Source organism: Telluribacter sp. (assembly GCF_035998675.1).
GTDB lineage: Bacteria > Bacteroidota > Bacteroidia > Cytophagales > Spirosomataceae > Telluribacter.
The window spans coordinates 280455-296112 of the sequence record NZ_DASYHI010000019.1; the positions used below are offsets into that span (position 1 = coordinate 280455).

Annotated in this window: 16 protein-coding genes; 4 read left to right on the forward strand and 12 right to left on the reverse strand. The window is 48.3% G+C overall.

Annotated features, from left to right (window positions below):
- Nucleotides 1-14 precede the first annotated feature (14 nt).
- Nucleotides 15-1343 (forward strand): Gfo/Idh/MocA family oxidoreductase, encoded by a 1329-nt coding sequence (locus VGN67_RS13475; protein ID WP_327487364.1) that lies wholly within the window; start codon nt 15-17, stop codon nt 1341-1343.
- Between the two features lie 280 nt (nt 1344-1623).
- On the opposite strand, the gene VGN67_RS13480 is transcribed toward VGN67_RS13475, so the two are convergent.
- The 3 genes from VGN67_RS13480 to VGN67_RS13490 all read right to left on the reverse strand — a co-directional run bounded on the left by VGN67_RS13480 (nt 1624) and on the right by VGN67_RS13490 (nt 4956).
- Nucleotides 1624-2979: an erythromycin esterase family protein gene (locus VGN67_RS13480; protein WP_327487365.1), complete on the reverse strand. Its 1356-nt coding sequence runs from the start codon at nt 2977-2979 to the stop codon at nt 1624-1626.
- 32 nt (nt 2980-3011) lie between these two features.
- Nucleotides 3012-3689, reverse strand: a complete 678-nt coding sequence (locus VGN67_RS13485; RefSeq protein ID WP_327487366.1) for a phosphoribosyltransferase — start codon at nt 3687-3689, stop codon at nt 3012-3014.
- A gap of 193 nt (nt 3690-3882) precedes the next feature.
- A complete protein-coding gene (locus VGN67_RS13490; protein WP_327487367.1) occupies nt 3883-4956 on the reverse strand; it encodes an FAD:protein FMN transferase in 1074 nt (357 codons plus the stop codon).
- Here VGN67_RS13490 and VGN67_RS13495 point away from each other — a divergent pair.
- Nucleotides 4943-5134, forward strand: a complete 192-nt coding sequence (locus VGN67_RS13495; protein WP_327487368.1) for a hypothetical protein — start codon at nt 4943-4945, stop codon at nt 5132-5134. The two genes, VGN67_RS13490 and VGN67_RS13495, sit on opposite strands and share 14 nt — an antisense overlap.
- On the opposite strand, the gene aroC is transcribed toward VGN67_RS13495, so the two are convergent.
- Nucleotides 5131-6210, reverse strand: coding sequence for a chorismate synthase (aroC, locus tag VGN67_RS13500; RefSeq protein ID WP_327487369.1), 1080 nt, complete (start codon nt 6208-6210; stop codon nt 5131-5133). The genes VGN67_RS13495 and aroC overlap by 4 nt on opposite strands.
- A gap of 9 nt (nt 6211-6219) precedes the next feature.
- Nucleotides 6220-7629: a BatD family protein gene (locus VGN67_RS13505; RefSeq protein ID WP_327487370.1), complete on the reverse strand. Its 1410-nt coding sequence runs from the start codon at nt 7627-7629 to the stop codon at nt 6220-6222.
- A gap of 111 nt (nt 7630-7740) precedes the next feature.
- Here VGN67_RS13505 and VGN67_RS13510 point away from each other — a divergent pair, with 111 nt between their 5' ends.
- Nucleotides 7741-7947 carry a hypothetical protein gene (locus VGN67_RS13510; RefSeq protein ID WP_327487371.1) on the forward strand — a complete coding sequence of 69 codons (207 nt, stop codon included), beginning with the start codon at nt 7741-7743 and terminating at the stop codon, nt 7945-7947.
- A gap of 99 nt (nt 7948-8046) precedes the next feature.
- Here VGN67_RS13510 and VGN67_RS13515 read toward each other — a convergent pair whose 3' ends face one another.
- From VGN67_RS13515 to VGN67_RS13545, 7 genes are all read right to left on the reverse strand, one after another.
- The gene (locus VGN67_RS13515; RefSeq protein WP_327487372.1) at nt 8047-9804 is read right to left on the reverse strand and encodes a tetratricopeptide repeat protein; all 1758 of its coding nucleotides are present in this window, start codon (nt 9802-9804) and stop codon (nt 8047-8049) included.
- Nucleotides 9805-9885: 81 nt separating this feature from the next.
- Entirely contained in the window at nt 9886-10839 is a 954-nt protein-coding gene (locus tag VGN67_RS13520) for a substrate-binding domain-containing protein (RefSeq protein WP_327487373.1), read from the reverse strand.
- Nucleotides 10840-10855: 16 nt separating this feature from the next.
- Nucleotides 10856-11077, reverse strand: coding sequence for a hypothetical protein (locus tag VGN67_RS13525; RefSeq protein ID WP_327487374.1), 222 nt, complete (start codon nt 11075-11077; stop codon nt 10856-10858).
- A 5-nt stretch (nt 11078-11082) separates the two neighbouring features.
- On the reverse strand, nt 11083-11907 hold the full coding sequence (locus tag VGN67_RS13530; RefSeq protein WP_327487375.1) for a TonB family protein: 825 nt from the start codon (nt 11905-11907) through the stop codon (nt 11083-11085).
- Nucleotides 11908-11948: 41 nt separating this feature from the next.
- Nucleotides 11949-12533 carry a biopolymer transporter ExbD gene (locus VGN67_RS13535; RefSeq protein WP_327487376.1) on the reverse strand — a complete coding sequence of 195 codons (585 nt, stop codon included), beginning with the start codon at nt 12531-12533 and terminating at the stop codon, nt 11949-11951.
- A 48-nt stretch (nt 12534-12581) separates the two neighbouring features.
- Nucleotides 12582-13199, reverse strand: a complete 618-nt coding sequence (locus tag VGN67_RS13540; protein WP_327487377.1) for a biopolymer transporter ExbD — start codon at nt 13197-13199, stop codon at nt 12582-12584.
- 44 nt (nt 13200-13243) lie between these two features.
- Nucleotides 13244-14083, reverse strand: a complete 840-nt coding sequence (locus tag VGN67_RS13545) for a MotA/TolQ/ExbB proton channel family protein (RefSeq protein WP_327487378.1) — start codon at nt 14081-14083, stop codon at nt 13244-13246.
- Nucleotides 14084-14934: 851 nt separating this feature from the next.
- Here VGN67_RS13545 and VGN67_RS13550 point away from each other — a divergent pair.
- Nucleotides 14935-15639: a LexA family transcriptional regulator gene (locus VGN67_RS13550; RefSeq protein ID WP_327487379.1), complete on the forward strand. Its 705-nt coding sequence runs from the start codon at nt 14935-14937 to the stop codon at nt 15637-15639.
- The last annotated feature ends 19 nt before the right edge of the window (nt 15640-15658 follow it).

Below are 15658 nucleotides of genomic sequence, written 5' to 3' on the forward strand. Positions count from 1 at the left end.
AACATAACATTACAATGGAAAAAAATCGTCGCGAATTTCTAAAAGCTACTGGCTTACTGGCGGGCGGCGCCATGCTCAGCCCTCTGGCATCCTACGGCTATAATAGTGCAGTAGACGATACCATCAAGATCGCTTTGATTGGTTGTGGAGGCCGTGGTTCGGGAGCTGCTGCTCAGGCCCTGAGTACTACCCAAAACGTGAAACTGGTTGCTATGGCCGATGCTTTCCGCGATCGGTTGGATGATGCCTACAACGGTCTGACCAAACGCAAGTACAAAGATGCTTCGGGTAAAGAAGTGAATAAGGTAGAGGTACCTGAGGCAAATAAGTTTGTGGGTTTTGAAGGATATAAGCAAGCTATTGCCCTGGCTGATGTGGTGATTCTGGCAACCCCTCCGGGCTTCCGTCCGTCGCACTTCGAAGAAGCCGTGCGTCAGAATAAGCACGTTTTTATGGAGAAGCCCGTAGCTACCGATGCGCCCGGTATCCGGAAAGTGCTCGAAGTGGCCGAAATCGCCAAGAAGAAAAAACTGAACGTGGTGACTGGCCTGCAGCGCCACTATCAGGCCAACTACCGCGAGGCCATCAAACGCATCCACGACGGCGCTTTGGGCGACATCGTGGGCGGACAGGTGTACTGGGTCAGCGGGGGTGTGTGGGTTAAAGACCGCCTACCCAGCATGACCGAAATGGAATACCAGATGCGAAACTGGTACTACTTCAACTGGCTGTGCGGCGACCATATCGTAGAGCAGCATGTACACAACATCGACGTAGCCAACTGGGTGAAGGGAGCGTATCCCGTTGAGATTCAAGGAACCGGAGGACGAGAGACCCGGGATGGCAAGAAATATGGTGAGATATTTGACCATCACATGCTGGATCTGGTCTATGCCGACGGTACTACCATTTCGAGCCAGTGCCGCCACTACGAAGGTACCTATAGTCGCGTAGATGAGGCCTTTGTGGGTACTAAAGGGCGCATTGATAGCTTCTCTAACAAGAGCACTGTCCTGAAAGATTACAAGGGGGGGGTTATGTATGCCCATGACAGCAAGAAAGATATTAATCCCTACCAGGTAGAGCACGACGAACTGTTTGAGGCCATTGCCAAAGGAGAGTATAAATTTGCTGATGCCGAGCGCACCGCCAAAAGCACCATGACGGCCATTATGGGCCGGATGGCTACCTACTCGGGCAAGCTGGTGAAGTGGGACGAAGCGCTCAACTCGAACATCAACCTCTTCCCGGATAAGCTGGCCTGGGATGCTACGCCTAAAGTACTTCCCGGTCCGGATGGCTACTACCCCGTAGCGGTTCCCGGTAAGACGCAGGTGATTTAGTAGGTAGCTATTAGTAGTTAGCCGTTAGCTTTTAGCTCTTAAATCTTCGGCTATACAACTATTAGAATAACAAGAAGCCCCGGACTTACACAGTACCGGGGCTTCTTCTGTTTATAAATAGTTGTTAGAAATTAGCCGTTAGTTCTCTAATTTGCTGTATAATAGAATATTGTAGATAATTTGTATTAAAATTATTTACAATATTCTATTCAATTTATTTATTGGTAAAAAGAATTAATAGTAAGCTAACGGCTAAGTACTAACACCTACCAGCTAACACCTATTTCCCGGACGGAAAGGTACCCGGCGTCAGTTCTTGGTCCGTTTGCAGGCGCAGGGGGTGCAGCGCCGTGGTAGTATCCAGGAATATAAAGGCATCGTAGCGGGCATTAAGTACCGTAGGTACATAGTTGCCGTAGCTTTCGTATTCCGGATTGTACACCACCCCAATGGCCCGGTGCGGCATAACCTTACTAAATCGTTCCTTTGGGTTGTAACGGTCAAAAATCAGAAGCCTGTCTTCCGCCGACTCGTTATGTAGTAGCTCCTCTACGCTCCCTTCCCGGGCTTCAGGTACTTCCATAACTTCCATGGGCGCGCCCCAACGGCTACCGGCTATTACAGTTCCCTGGTAGGAGCCAAAGCCTACCAGTACTACCTCGTTTTCGTGGTGCTGCTGCCGCACCAGTTGCCCTACGTTGACCATACCCGCCCGCTTCATGTCGGTATAGCGGGCATCGCCGATATGGGTATTATGCTCCCAGACAATCGCCTTGGACCCAGGACCATAAAAGTTGGCGATCCGGTTCAGCGTTTCGACCATGTGCGTGTCCCGAATATTCCAGGAGTTGTCGTCAAAGCCCACCATACTGCGGTAGTACCTTTCGGCATTCACCGCCACGTGAGCATTCTGCTCGGTATTCAGGGCTGCTTCGGGGTCGTGATCGTACTGCGGAGCTTTGGCTCTTATTTCTCTTAGTAGTTTTACCACATCCTCCCGACAAGACTGAGACAGGCCTTCCTGGGGCAGGCCATCCTGGGGCAGGCCTTCCATTTGTGCCGTAGCGTACAGCTGTCCATCCTCCGCGTAAGGCTCAAAGCATTGAGCAGCTTTACGGGCCAGCGCCGCTGCGTTCGGGTCCGTTTTTTCCAGGTACTCCACCAGGGTATCCATGGATTCCCACAGACTGTAAACATCCAGGCCGTAAAACCCTACCCGCTGGTCGGGATAAAGTTGGGCATTGTGGTCTTTAAGAAAGGTGATAAGGGCTGCTACTTCCAGGTTAGCCCACATCCAGGTGGGCCAGCGCTCAAAGCCCCGTAGCATATCTATCGGCTTTTTGTCCTGGTCGGAGTACCCTTTGATGTAGCGGTTGAGCCGGTAACAGTCAGGCCAGTCGCCCTCTACCGCTACGAAGTTAAACCCTTTCTCCTCCACCAGCCGCCTGGTTATCTCCGTTCGCCAGACGTAGTACTCGTGGGTACCATGGGTGGCTTCGCCCAACAACACAAAGCGGGCATCGCCGATCCGGTCCAGCAGCGGGTCCAGATCTTTAGTATTTTGCAGATGAAATAGGTTTTCTTTTACCTCATCCGCAGCAGTATAGCTTCTTTGGTTGGTAGGTCCTGTTGCCATAGCTTTCTCCTCTCCAAGTAATGGGCACCGCGTTAATTCCAGTTTCCATTTGGTTTCTTCTCTCTTTCGGCTCGTTTCAGTAAATCGGCCAGTTGCTCATCCGTAAAGTCTCCGAACTCCTCGTAGGCCTGCCCCACCGAAAAGAAGGGCTCGGGTTGTACCAGTACCTCCAGGGCGTCGGCTTCGTCCAGGGCTTTGTCGTACCTGTAGCCCGACACCGGAGCCGCCAGGATAATACGGGCGGCCCGTTTTTTCCGGCAAAGGCGGATAGCCGCAATTAGCGTAACACCGGTGGCGATGCCATCGTCTACCAGCAGTACTATACGTCCCTCCATAAAAGGTAAAGAACGCCCCTGCCGGTACTGACTAACCCGCCGGTTGATTTCCTGCTTTTGTTCTTCGATTACCTGTTCAATGGATTCCTTCGAAAGGCCTTCCTCCCCCCGGGGCGAGATGTACACGGAGTAGTCTTCGGCTATGGAGCCAAAGCCGTATTCTTTGTGGCCCGGAAAAGGTAGCTTTTTGGTAATGACGAGAGACAAATCCGTATCCAACTCTTTGGCGACGTAGTAGGCCACCTCAACGCCTCCTCGGGGTATACCCAGTACAAGTGGATGCAGATGCTTGTAAATAGGTGCCAGGTACTTGCCTAGTTCTTCGCCGGCATGCCGACGATCCCTGAAGATTAGCTCATTCTCAACTCTATCCATGCTCTTGATTTGTTATGACAAAGCCAGTGCCTTGTCAGGTGCTCAAATCATTCTTCCCTTCTCCCCTTTAACTGTGTCCGTAAAGTAATGTTTGGTACATTACCACAAATAATACGTATATATACGTATGCATCAACCGGAGGCCAGGTGCTTTGGATTCAGAAATGGAGAGGGTACTATAAGCCGCTAATCGTCAGGGAGCCAACGGAGAAAGCGTATTCCAGCTCCTGACCGATCTCCCTTTTGTTTCGAGGAGCCACACCTGTACTTCCGGAAACTGTTTCAAGAGCCTTTTTCCGCGCCGGATTCCCGCTACACTCAGGGCCGTAGCCAGGGCATCGGCCAGGGTACCCGTGGGCGCCAGTACGGTAGTGCGGACATGGTACCGAAGGCCCACGCCAGTATGCGGATCTACAATATGGGAGTAACGTTGCCCCTGGTGCTCGAGGAAGCGGTAGCTGGCTCCGGAGGTAGCTATGCCTGTATTGGCCAGTTCGAGGGTTAGTACTGAGTCTGCTTTGATACCCGAAGAAATCTCTACTTTCCAGCCCGGCTCCCCCGGCGGAGGATCGCCCAGGGTAAGGTCGCCTCCGGCGTCGAGCAGTACCGAGGTAATTCCACGCTCGCGAAGTACCCGCACTGCCTCATCGGCGGCGTAGCCCTTACCGATACCACCTACATCCAGCCGCATTCCTTTCCGTTTCAGGCGTACTTTACGCTCCCCTGGGTCCAACTCTATGTAACGATAGCCTACGCTCCGGCGGGCTTTCTGAATAGCCTCCTTTTCGGGAAAGTACTGACGGCGCATAGCCCGTCGCCAAAGCTGCACCACCGGGCCAACGGTAACGTCAAAAGTACCCCCGGTCTGTCGGCTGATTTTTTTGGAAATAGAAAGAATGTCAAAAAGTTCGGGACTGACGGCCACCCACTCGCCCGTACCCGACCGCGCCGAGAGGCGGTTGATTTCGCTGCCGTCGCGGTAGTCGCTTAGAATTTCATTAAGGGCTTCAATGCGCTCAAATGCCCTGTTGGCAGCCTGATGGGCCGTGGTACTATCGGGTGCGTACAGGATCAGCCGGAACTGCGAACCCATTAGCCCCCGGGCAAACTCGTACCGTACCGGCTGCGCAAATACCTGCGCTGGTAAGTAGATTAGAATCAGTAGAATACTTATATTCGAAAAAAAGACCAGCCGCTTTTGCATTCCTGAACCAGTACGGCGGTCCTGATTCTGTAACGAACTACCAAAGCGGGTGAAACTTAGCATTACAAACGCGTTACTTATCTTATTCATCGGCCTGGTGATAGTCGTTACCGGAGCCTTCCTGAATCTTCGTACGATGCCCTTTGGCAACCAGACTATCCTGGCCGGCCTCGGGGTAGACTTTATGGGTACCATCTTGCTCGTGCTGAGCCTTTACCACCGCCGTCGGCGCAACAGTTAAAGCCTGCTGGCCCGGGCACGCAGGTAAAAGTCAGCTAATACCAGTGCTGCCATCGCCTCCACAATGGGAACAGCCCTGGGTACTACGCACGGGTCGTGGCGTCCTTTGCCCTGTACCGTTACTTTATCGCCAAATTGGTCTACACTATCCTGGTCCTGCATAATAGTCGCTACGGGCTTAAATGCCACCCGGAAGTAGATATCTTCTCCGTTGGAGATGCCGCCCTGAATTCCGCCTGAATGATTGGTAGTAGTATGTACCTGGCCCTGGTCATCGGTATAGAAGGCATCGTTATGTTCGGACCCAAACATTTCAACTCCCGCAAAGCCACTTCCGTACTCAAATGCTTTGACGGCATTAATGCTCAGCATAGCCTTACCCAACTCGGCGTGTAGTTTGTCAAATACGGGCTCCCCCCAACCAACGGGTACCCCTTTGGCCACGCAGGTTACGACACCACCCACCGAGTCGCCCCTTTTGCGGGTTTCGTCAATAAAGTCAAACATCTGCTGCGCCATGGCCGGGTCCGGGCAGCGCACCGCATTGTTTTCGGCCTGTGCGAAGTCCAGTTCCTGATAGCCTTTTTCCAGCTTCAGCCGCCCTACCTGCGACACGTAAGCCTGTACGGTTACTCCTGCCTTTTGCAGTAGCAGCTTGGCCAAAGCCCCGGCCGCAACGCGGGCAGCCGTTTCGCGGGCTGAACTACGGCCCCCGCCCCGGTAGTCACGTACGCCGTACTTGGCCTGGTAAGTATAGTCGGCGTGGGAGGGCCGGTACTGAGCGGCTATGTGAGAATAATCCTTGCTACGCTGATCCTGGTTGCGAATAACCAGCCCGATGGGTGTGCCGGTGGTTTTTCCTTCAAATACACCCGATAGTACTTCAAACTCGTCGGCTTCGCGGCGCTGGGTGGTAATACGTGACTGCCCCGGCTTCCGGCGGTCCAGCTCACTCTGAATATAGTCCAGGCTGAAGTCAATACCAGCCGGACATCCTTCAATCACTACGCCAATCCCTGCTCCGTGTGATTCGCCAAAGGTGGCAATTTTAAATATTTTACCGTACGTACTACTCATAGTCTCTGTTTATTTTCGGAACATCCAAAGGGTCCCCATCAATAATATAATTACAACTGCATTGATTAAAGTGCGGGTCAGGCTTTGGTAATTGATATAGGGCTCGGAGGTATCCAGCCGGGCCAGGTTTTCGTACGTCAGCAGGTCTCCTTCTGATGACAGGACGTCGGGCGGGCGGCTTTCCCCCAGTACTTCAATAACCCGGTCGGACCGCAATGTATCATAGCGGGCTTTGTGGGGGTCAAAGTAAACCCACTGGAAGTACCTGCCCAAAGGGAATGTACCGTTTTGCCGCGCTACCACAAAATAATTAAAGGATTTCTCTCCGCTGACCCGCTCGTAGCTACGCCTCACTACCTGACTTACTTCGGGAGGATAAAAATCAAAGGAAGCACTGGTAAGGACATCTGGTACCGTAACGGCGGCCAGGTTACCGGTACCGGCTATCTTAAAGATATAACGAAAACTTTCTCCGGAAGCTACCTGCTGCTTGGTAACCCGCTCTTCAAGGGTATACTCTCCTACGGCTACCTGGTCTCTTTGGGGATGCGGGGGAAGCGGCTGTACCCGTACCCGTACCGGGCGGGAAGTGAACTTCCGGATGGTCTTTACCCTATTACCCTTATCTTGTCCTTCGTATACCAGCATATCAAGTGTTACTGCCGGAAAAGCAACATTCTGGGTTGTTAACGGGAAAAATACCGACTGGTACATGCGGTATTCCGTAAACCTTCGGCCGTTGATAGTAACTGTATTCTGGACTATTTCTTCAATACCTACGTTTTCTTCCCAGCAACTGGCCGGGCGGAGCTTTTTGATGATGGCCTGTAGCTGACTATCCAGTTGAAAGAACTCCATTTCTACCGGGGCATTCTCTGAAACGTATAGTGAGAACCGAACCGCAAATCCTTCTCTTACAAAGACCTCTGGCTTGGTAGCCTGTACAGCGAGAAAAATGGACCCCTTATCCAGGTCTTCGGCGGCTATCTCGGGTATGGGCGCCGCTGGTACCTGGCTGGTGGTTGGTTCTTCTCCGGATGAGTCTACCGAAAAAGTAAGGGTGAATTCTTCAATTTCTATTTTTTCTTTATTGACCGTTATTGTAAGCGGCGGTACCTCATAAGTGCCGGCGCGGGTTGCCAGGTACTGTTGGGTAATGGTCTGAACCATAGCAGCTTTACCGCCCAAAGTAGTTACAGCACTGGTGGCAGATGCACTCCTTTTTTCGAGGCCGGGTATATCGGGAAAGGTAACCGTGGGGCGTTCTTCGCTATGGCGGACAATAACAGAAATGACAAATGGATTGTTAATAGAGAGAGTTTTGCTGCCTACTTCAACACTAATCTCGGGTACTTGTTCCTGGGCAGAAGTAAGTAACGAAAAGCACAAAAAAATATTTAAAAAAACATATAATTTCATTAAATGGTTTCGTTATATAAAGTGGCAATGTACCAATTACGGGCTATTATTTAATAACATAGGCGGTGGTTTTACTATTGCCTTCCTAAACCACAAAACTACATAATTACTATGGCCTCAATGCTTGAATACATTAAAATTATTCTGCAAAAAGTAAGCTTTGACAGCAGGTTATTTGAAAAAGAATTAAGAAAAGCCCTGCGAATGCTAATGCCCGACGAAGTAAACCGATTAAAGAACTGGTGCTACAAACGATTTGGTTCTATATATCGGACAGTTTTAGACAGCTGCTTTTCTTTACCCACTATTGCTGCTTAGTATTATTTAAGATTGCCACTCAAAACACAAAGGCCCCCGGAAAATCTCCGGGGGCCTTTGCTTGTAAAGAGGCTTGTAGTAACAAGCTTATGTATTTTACTATTTCTGCTTGGGAGTAGTAGTTCCTTTCGCAGGTGTTGTTGCGGTTTCAGCTATACCGAGTGCATCCTTAGCGGGCTGATTGGCCGGATCTACTTCCAGTAGCTTAGTCCAGTAGGTTTTGGCTTTCTCTTCATCCTTGGTAATTGTCTGGTGATAGAAGGCCATATATTGATACGCTTGCTTCAGAAATGATTTGGCTACATCTCCTTTCTGCTCCGCTACTTCAATAAATTTCTGGTAATGGGGAACCGAGATACCTTGTTCCAGGTTTGCCTGTGGCCCATGGGCATTATACAGAGCACTACCGCGCCAGTAGTAGCCAAAAGGCCAATCCGGTAACTTTTCAGTAACTTTTGCGAATACTGAATCGGCCTGCAGGTAGGTATTGAATTTAGTCTGAGCTACCTGAGCGCTATCCATCGTAGTGGAGCTATCCTGTTTAGTATTAGCCGCCTCCTGGTAGTAAGAAAGTCCCAGGTAGTAGTAGTCGTTCGGAGAGGCTTTGGCCGTATCCAGTGCAATACCCTTCTTAAAAGTGCTGGCCGCTTTGTCATACTCCTTCTCTTTGTAGTAAAGACCCGCTACTTCTTTGTAGGTAGTAGCTGCTTCGGTTGCACTTGTATCCAGATCGGCACCCTTCAAAATGTACTGCATACCCGTAGAGTCATACTCTTTACCAGACGTTGTCATCTTATTATAGGCGCGTCCCAAATACTTATAGTCGTCAGGAACGAGTTGTTTGGCTTTACCCTCCTCATCTTTTTCTTTCGGGTACTTCTCAATAAACTCTTCAAGATTTTTGATAGCCTGCTCCATATCGTTGGTCTTGTAATAAGCCCAACCATACATCCGCTTCAGGATCGTGTCATCAAGTTTTCCTTTTACCGAATCCAGCAATTCCAGTGCTTTGGTATAATCATCGGCGGTAAAGGCGAACTGAGCGGCACGCAGTACCATTTTAGGGTCAGTGTTGCCACTTTTCTGAAGGTACAAATCAAAGTTCTCAGCCGCACGCTTGTACTGACGGGCAAAGAAGTAAAGCTCAGCCAGGTCCTTATAAGCAGGCCCGAAGTTAGGATTGTCGTCAATGGCCTTTTTGTAGAAGTCAAGCGCCTGGTTGTAGGCTTTACCACGCAGGTACACCTGACCAATACGGTTGTTGGCTAAGGAATAACCGGGCTTGGCCATCAGAGCGTATTCATAAGCCGTTACGGCCGGCCCTCCTTCGTTGCGAAGCATCAGCGCATCACCTTTGGCTATATAAGCATCTGCCAGACTCTTGTCACGCTTTATAGCGGCATCAAGCAACCGGATAGCTTCGGCCGGATCGTTGTTCTTTTCAAAAAGAGTATACGCTTCGCCGGCACGGTATAGTACCTGAGCATCTTTACCTCTGGTTTTCTTCTCAGCCAGAGCGATCAATTCCTGCGCCTTGGCTTTATCACCTTTACCCAAAGCTACCGTAGCCAGACCTACCTGATTCAGGTAACTCTTGTCATCCAAAGACAGGCCTTTTTCAAAGGCTTTCTGCGCTTCATCCAGTTGTTTGTTGCGCACATAGAAATAGCCCAAATTATAGTAACTTTCTGGCGTGGGACTGCCTTCTGCTAACTTGGTAAAAATCGCTTTCGCATCATTAGGACGCTCTGCTTCCAGTTGCGCAAATCCTTCCTCAGGCGTTTGAGCAACAACTGTTGCAAGCGTAAGTGCACTCAGTAAGAGTGCTCCGAACATTGTTTTCAATTTAGTGTTCATTTTTTAACCGGATTGGAAAAGGATAAAAAATTTTGTGTTTATATGTATTAACTTTCAAATGTAAGAAATCGTGCCCGAACTCTAAAAATTTTGTTCTGACCGTAATTCTATTTCTCTGGGGTAAGGGATCGCCGGAATCAGCCCCATTTTTTGAATGATAAGCCCACCTACATCCCGGGCAATGTAAGTCATAAGACCACCGCCCAGTCCGGCAAAGCCTTCGCGGCTAATAATGTACAGCTTGCGGGATAGAGGGTATTTTCTCCGGCCTAAGTCCCGCTGGAACGGCTGGTAATAGTCGGCAATGGAAGCCGGTTCAGCCTTATCCGACACCCCCAATACGTGAATGCCTTTAGACAATTCATAGGTAATGGACTCATCGCCGTCACTAATCCAGTTCACCCCAATAAAGCCGATAGACTGGGGATTTTTTCGAACATAATCAATTACTTTTTCATTATTACCGGCCGTAAAAATCCGCAACTTAGTAACATCCTCTACATTAAAATGCTTGAGCATATAACCCAGATTGCTGGAATTGGCATCGTCAAAAACCAGGGTAATCTTGCCGGACTGGTTACTGTCCTTTAGTCCCGACCAGTCGGTTAGGGTACCATTAAAGATTCCTTCCAGTTCGGGCATGGTGATCAGACTATCGGAATTGGCCTTGCTGGTAATAAGGGCAATGCCATCAATAGCAATATGCTGCACCCGATGCGCCCCTTCCTGCTTTCGTATAATGTCTCTTTCTTTTACGGTTAGCTCGCGGGTAACAATGGCCAGGCGGGCGCTGTCCTGCAAAAGCGCCAGAATGGCCTCCTGTTCGGGCCGGTACAAAACATTAAAATGAGCTTCCGGATATATTCCCTCGTACGCCCTGGTAAGTGCACTTACTACCGGCCGGAACGACTCGTCCGCGGCTACAGTAATAGTACCCTGGCGTGGATTATCCAACGAAGAGTCAGAGGTACAACCCGTCCAGATAAAAATACTTATCAGTACACTTGCTATGCCCAGTGACGATCCTCTTTTCATATCTCACAATTTATGGTTACTCTTCACTTCTCTCCCAGTTCTTCCATGCCCGATAACCCCGGTATACGCCATAAGCGATCAACGCCGCACTAAGCAGGTAACGGCCCCAACTACCTGCCGGTATCAGATTAAAAGACGAGGAGGAGGCGATCAGATAGATCCCTCCTCCTGCGTATACCAGAGCCATCATCATGGAGGTTAGGATTGAAACCTTCTCATGCAATGGTCTTTCTTTCATGAATTTTACTCGAGTTGGAAGTTAATCGGCAGGTTGTACTTTACCCGTACCGGACGACCTGACTGCTTTCCAGGCTTCCACTTAGGCATAGTTTTTACTACCCGCATGGCTTCCTCGTCAGTACCAAATCCCAGTCCTTTCAGTACCGCTACATCCTGGATACTTCCATCTGTATTTACAACGAAAGTCAAAAATACTTTACCCGTTACGTTGGCCCGTGAGGCTGCGCTTGGGTACTTGATATTTTTGCTGAGGAACTTGTACATTTCTGCAATTCCTCCCGGAAATTCCGGCTGCTGTTCTACTACCGTAAAGATTTGCTCTTCGGCCGGAGCAGCTTCAACAACAACACCTCTGCTGGGAGCGGCAATTTGCTCAGGAGCAATTATAATCTCTTCAGCATTGGGATCTCCTTTTACGGTTTCCGTTGCAGCTACCGCTTCTTTCAGTTCTTCGACGGTGGGTGGCGGTGTTTCTTCCGGCACTTCTTCATCTTTCTTTACTTCGGGCGGTAAGAACTTCACCGTATTCACCTTAGGCGTCTCAACGGGCGGCGGTGGTGGTGGTGGTGGCTCCGTAGGATCAAGGGGTGGCGGCGGTATCTTCATTAGATCCACTTCTACCATTACTTCCTGCTCCTCGCCCGAGTCCATCAGCTTATTAATAAGCGTTGGAGTAAACATGGCAAGTACAAAAAGAGTGGCTCCAAGTAGGGTAGCACGGTTTATTACACCGCGATAATCCTGACGAAGTGAATACGCACCGTACGCCTTGTTGCGATTTGCAAACACTATGTCTTCCAGTGTTGCATTCTGGCTTACTTCTGCCATGGCGCTATTGTTTTTAGGTTAATACAATTTACAAATAACTGCTACTCTGGCTGAGGAACAACCCGGTCGCCCAAGAGCTTCTTTTCGGATTCCGTTAGTTCATCTACCAGCGCGTAACGCTTTGATTTAGTAATGGCCATTTCGTCCAGAATATCCACCATATTTCTATAGGTTGATACAGGTGTCGGCTTCAAAACCACTACAAAAGGATCATTCCCGGCTTCATCCTTCGGATTTTGGGAATTGATACGGGTTTTGGACTGAAAAACTACATCGCGGATACCCGTACCATACGTGGTCTTTTTCAAAGCTGCCTCGGCGTTGTCATCATCAGCCGCTACGCCATCCAGGTACCAGATGTCGTTGTTGCGACCCATAAAGATGGTCAATACCTTGGAGGCCTTCAAAGGCTCAGTTTGCTGCTCCTTCTTGTCTTCCTGTTTGTCAGGAACATTAAGCGTCATGGAGGTTGGCTTGCTCATGGTGGTCGCGAGCATGAAGAACGTGATCAGGAGGAATCCCAGGTCCACCATGGGAGTCATGTCTACACGGGTAGACATTTTTTTGGCCCTTACCTTACCATCGCCTTTACCATGCCCACCACCGGCGTCTACTATTTCTGCCATTTTTTTGCTTTTTTTTCAGGTGATATGATACCCTACTTGCTTACCTTACTAGTCAACAGTCCAGCCCGAAGGGGGTTGTTCTGTACCTGTAATCAGGTTGAACTTGTTAATGTTCTGCGACTGTAGGTTTGTAAGTACATCCTTAAATACCGGGAACTTAGCCATCTGATCTCCCTTAAGGGCCAGTCTAAGCTGTGGATTCGCCTTACGAGCAGCGTATACCCAGTCGGCTAGTTCGCTCACTCCCGTAGAGTCTACAGGAATACCCGGCTGCTTTACTGCGCTCATCTGCTCGTTGGAAAGTGCTAACCAGGGTTTCAGTTGATTCAACGGAAATCCAAAACTAGCATTCTGGGCAAATTTGGCTTTCTCCGTATCGCTAAACGAAATACCCTTGGTCTGGCCAATGTTTTCGAGCATACCGACGCGGGTTGCCTGGGCGTCAACACCAAAGAATACTTTTCCTGAGTTGTCAATACTGATGATCATAATGTTTTCATCAGGTACTTTAATTCCGGAAATTGACGTTGGTGTGGTAATCTCGGCAGCTTCATTTGACTTAAATGTAGCTGTCATGATAAAAAACGTAAGCAACAGGAACGCTACATCCGTCATGGCTGTCATGTCGGTAGTAGGTGGATGCTTTTTCGGTCTTACTTTTCCCATACCTCAAATATATAAGTTTTTTTTATATAAACGAAAAAATAGTATTAATAGTGCGCAGCAAAATTTTGCTGGATACTCATACCGATTTCGTCAATGCTATAAGTAAGGTCGTCAACGCGGCTGTTAAGGTACGCATAAGAGATGGTAGCAATCGCAGCTGTACCGATACCCAATGCGGTATTAATCAAGGCCTCAGAGATACCTGTTGCCAGTGCAGCGGAGTCAGGCTGACCCGAAGTACCTAACGCAGCAAAGGCCTTAATCATTCCAATTACCGTTCCCAGAAGCGCCAAAAGCGTAGATGCTGACGCCAATGTAGCGATAATAGTCAGGTTCTTTTGCAGCATAGGCATTTCGAGCGTAGTGGCTTCTTCTATTTCCTTCTGCAAAGCGGCCAACTTTTGTTCTTTGTCAAGGTTGGTTTCACTGATAAGCTGCTTATACTTTTCCAGACCGGCTTTAATTACGTTGCCCACTGATCCTTTCTGCTTGTCGCACTCGCGGATAGCTTCGTCGATTTGGTTTTTGTCGAGCAGGCTTCTGATTTTGCGAACAAACGCATCAATGTTACCACTACCACTTGCTTTACCCAGGGTAATCAAACGCTCAATTGTAAATACTAAAACAATCAAAAAACAGGTCATCAAAATAGGTACAATAGGTCCGCCTTTGTAAACGATACCGTAATAATCACCTGGCTTTGGACCTTTTTCGTGATCACCATCAATGAAGTGATCGGGAGACCCCAACACAAACAGATAAATTGAAAGGGCAATCACAAACAAAACGGGAATCACCAACGCTGGGTTCAAACCGCCTTTGCCTTTCTTGGGTGCTGCTGCAGGCTTGGCTGCGGGTGCCGGAGTCGAAGCTTTCTTTTCCATCAGACTTACTTTTAAAGGGTTAATTTAGATTTTTGGTTGTGAATAAAAGAAAAATTTGGATAAATGAACTTTTGTAAAATAAAATTTTGATTAAGGTTAAAAAAGAGCATTACAAAAGTATGTGTTTTCCTTTTAAAAAAAAGCAAAGGTTTCTTCAGTTTTTTTAGAGCTTTTAAAGTACTTGAATAAAAAATTGTACTATTACCAGCCCGGGGAACTTCAGAAATTAGCCGTCATAGAAGCTATTGCTTTGACAATCAATTATCTGGATAAGCATACTTCACTTTTACTTATTGTACTATTATTTGCTGATATACGAATTTGATTTCAATATACCCCCAAATCGGATTCGAAAATTAGCCTCTTAACAACAAAAAAGCAAATTTTATTCGGAAGGGCCTTCCCAACTCAAGTAACTACCAATGGGCGGGGATTTGGTACAGAAAGGCGACTCTTCTACAAACATACCTTTCATAAAGGGAGCTGTTTTGGAAATCTACCTCCCTTTTTATTCTGGTCGTCTAAAATGGCTGCTTTTTCCCGATTGACCTAAGGTAATTAACCTGGCTAACATACCGTTGCCAACAAATTGCCTCTGTTCTATTTTATCTCAGGAAATTTTCCGGCTGCTCCTGTGCTCCTCCCGTTCTGGCCAAAACCAAAACTTTCATTATACGCAGCCCATAATAGAAGTTGTTCTTAGGTACGAATTATATGGCAGTTTTGGTATAAGAAATTGCCTATTTTATTGCATCTATTTAAATTTATACTAATTATCACCTTATATTTATTACATTTGTGTCATAAATATATTTAAGTTTTATTATACACCAGCAACCTCTTTAATACAAATGGCTTCCAGATTCGACAACGACTCTTCTGTTCAGGAAAGGCTAAAGCAGGTATTTGATGCCCTGGGCATTAGTATTTATCAGATAGCCAAAGACTTAGACGAGAATTCTTCTAAGTTCTATAATATTCTGAACGGGCGCGCCAAGCCATCGTATGATACGATTATCCGGATTCTGGATCATTACCCGCAGGTAAGCGCCGACTTCCTGTTTCGTGGTGTAAAGCCCATTCTTCACGGAGCTGACCCCTCCAATGCCCACCTGGTATCCAATGAAATATCGTATGTGGAGGTACCTTTTGTCCCCGTTAAGTTTCACGCCAGCTTCGTGGAGACCTTTACGGACGGATTCCGTTATGCCGACCTGGATACCTATAGTGTAAGTACCGAAGCTACCAAAGGCCTGCGTGATCCCATTATTATTGAGATTTCGGGCAACAGCATGAGCCCACAACTGGTTAATGGAGCGAAAGTAATGGTAGTTCCCGTTGATCCGGGTGACTGGATTTATCAGTCAGGCGGCGTGTTTGCTGTGATTTATCGTGATTTTTTTGTGGTAAAACGTATCCGTGAAAACGAGCTGCTCACCAAACGCTACCTTACTTTACATTCCGACAATCCCCTGGGAGGAAGTGTGAGTGTACCGGCTGACGAACTCAGAGGGCTGTGGCGGGTGGCTCATATCGTAAGCGCCCCGGTTGAGTAGCCACCGAAGGCTAATTCAT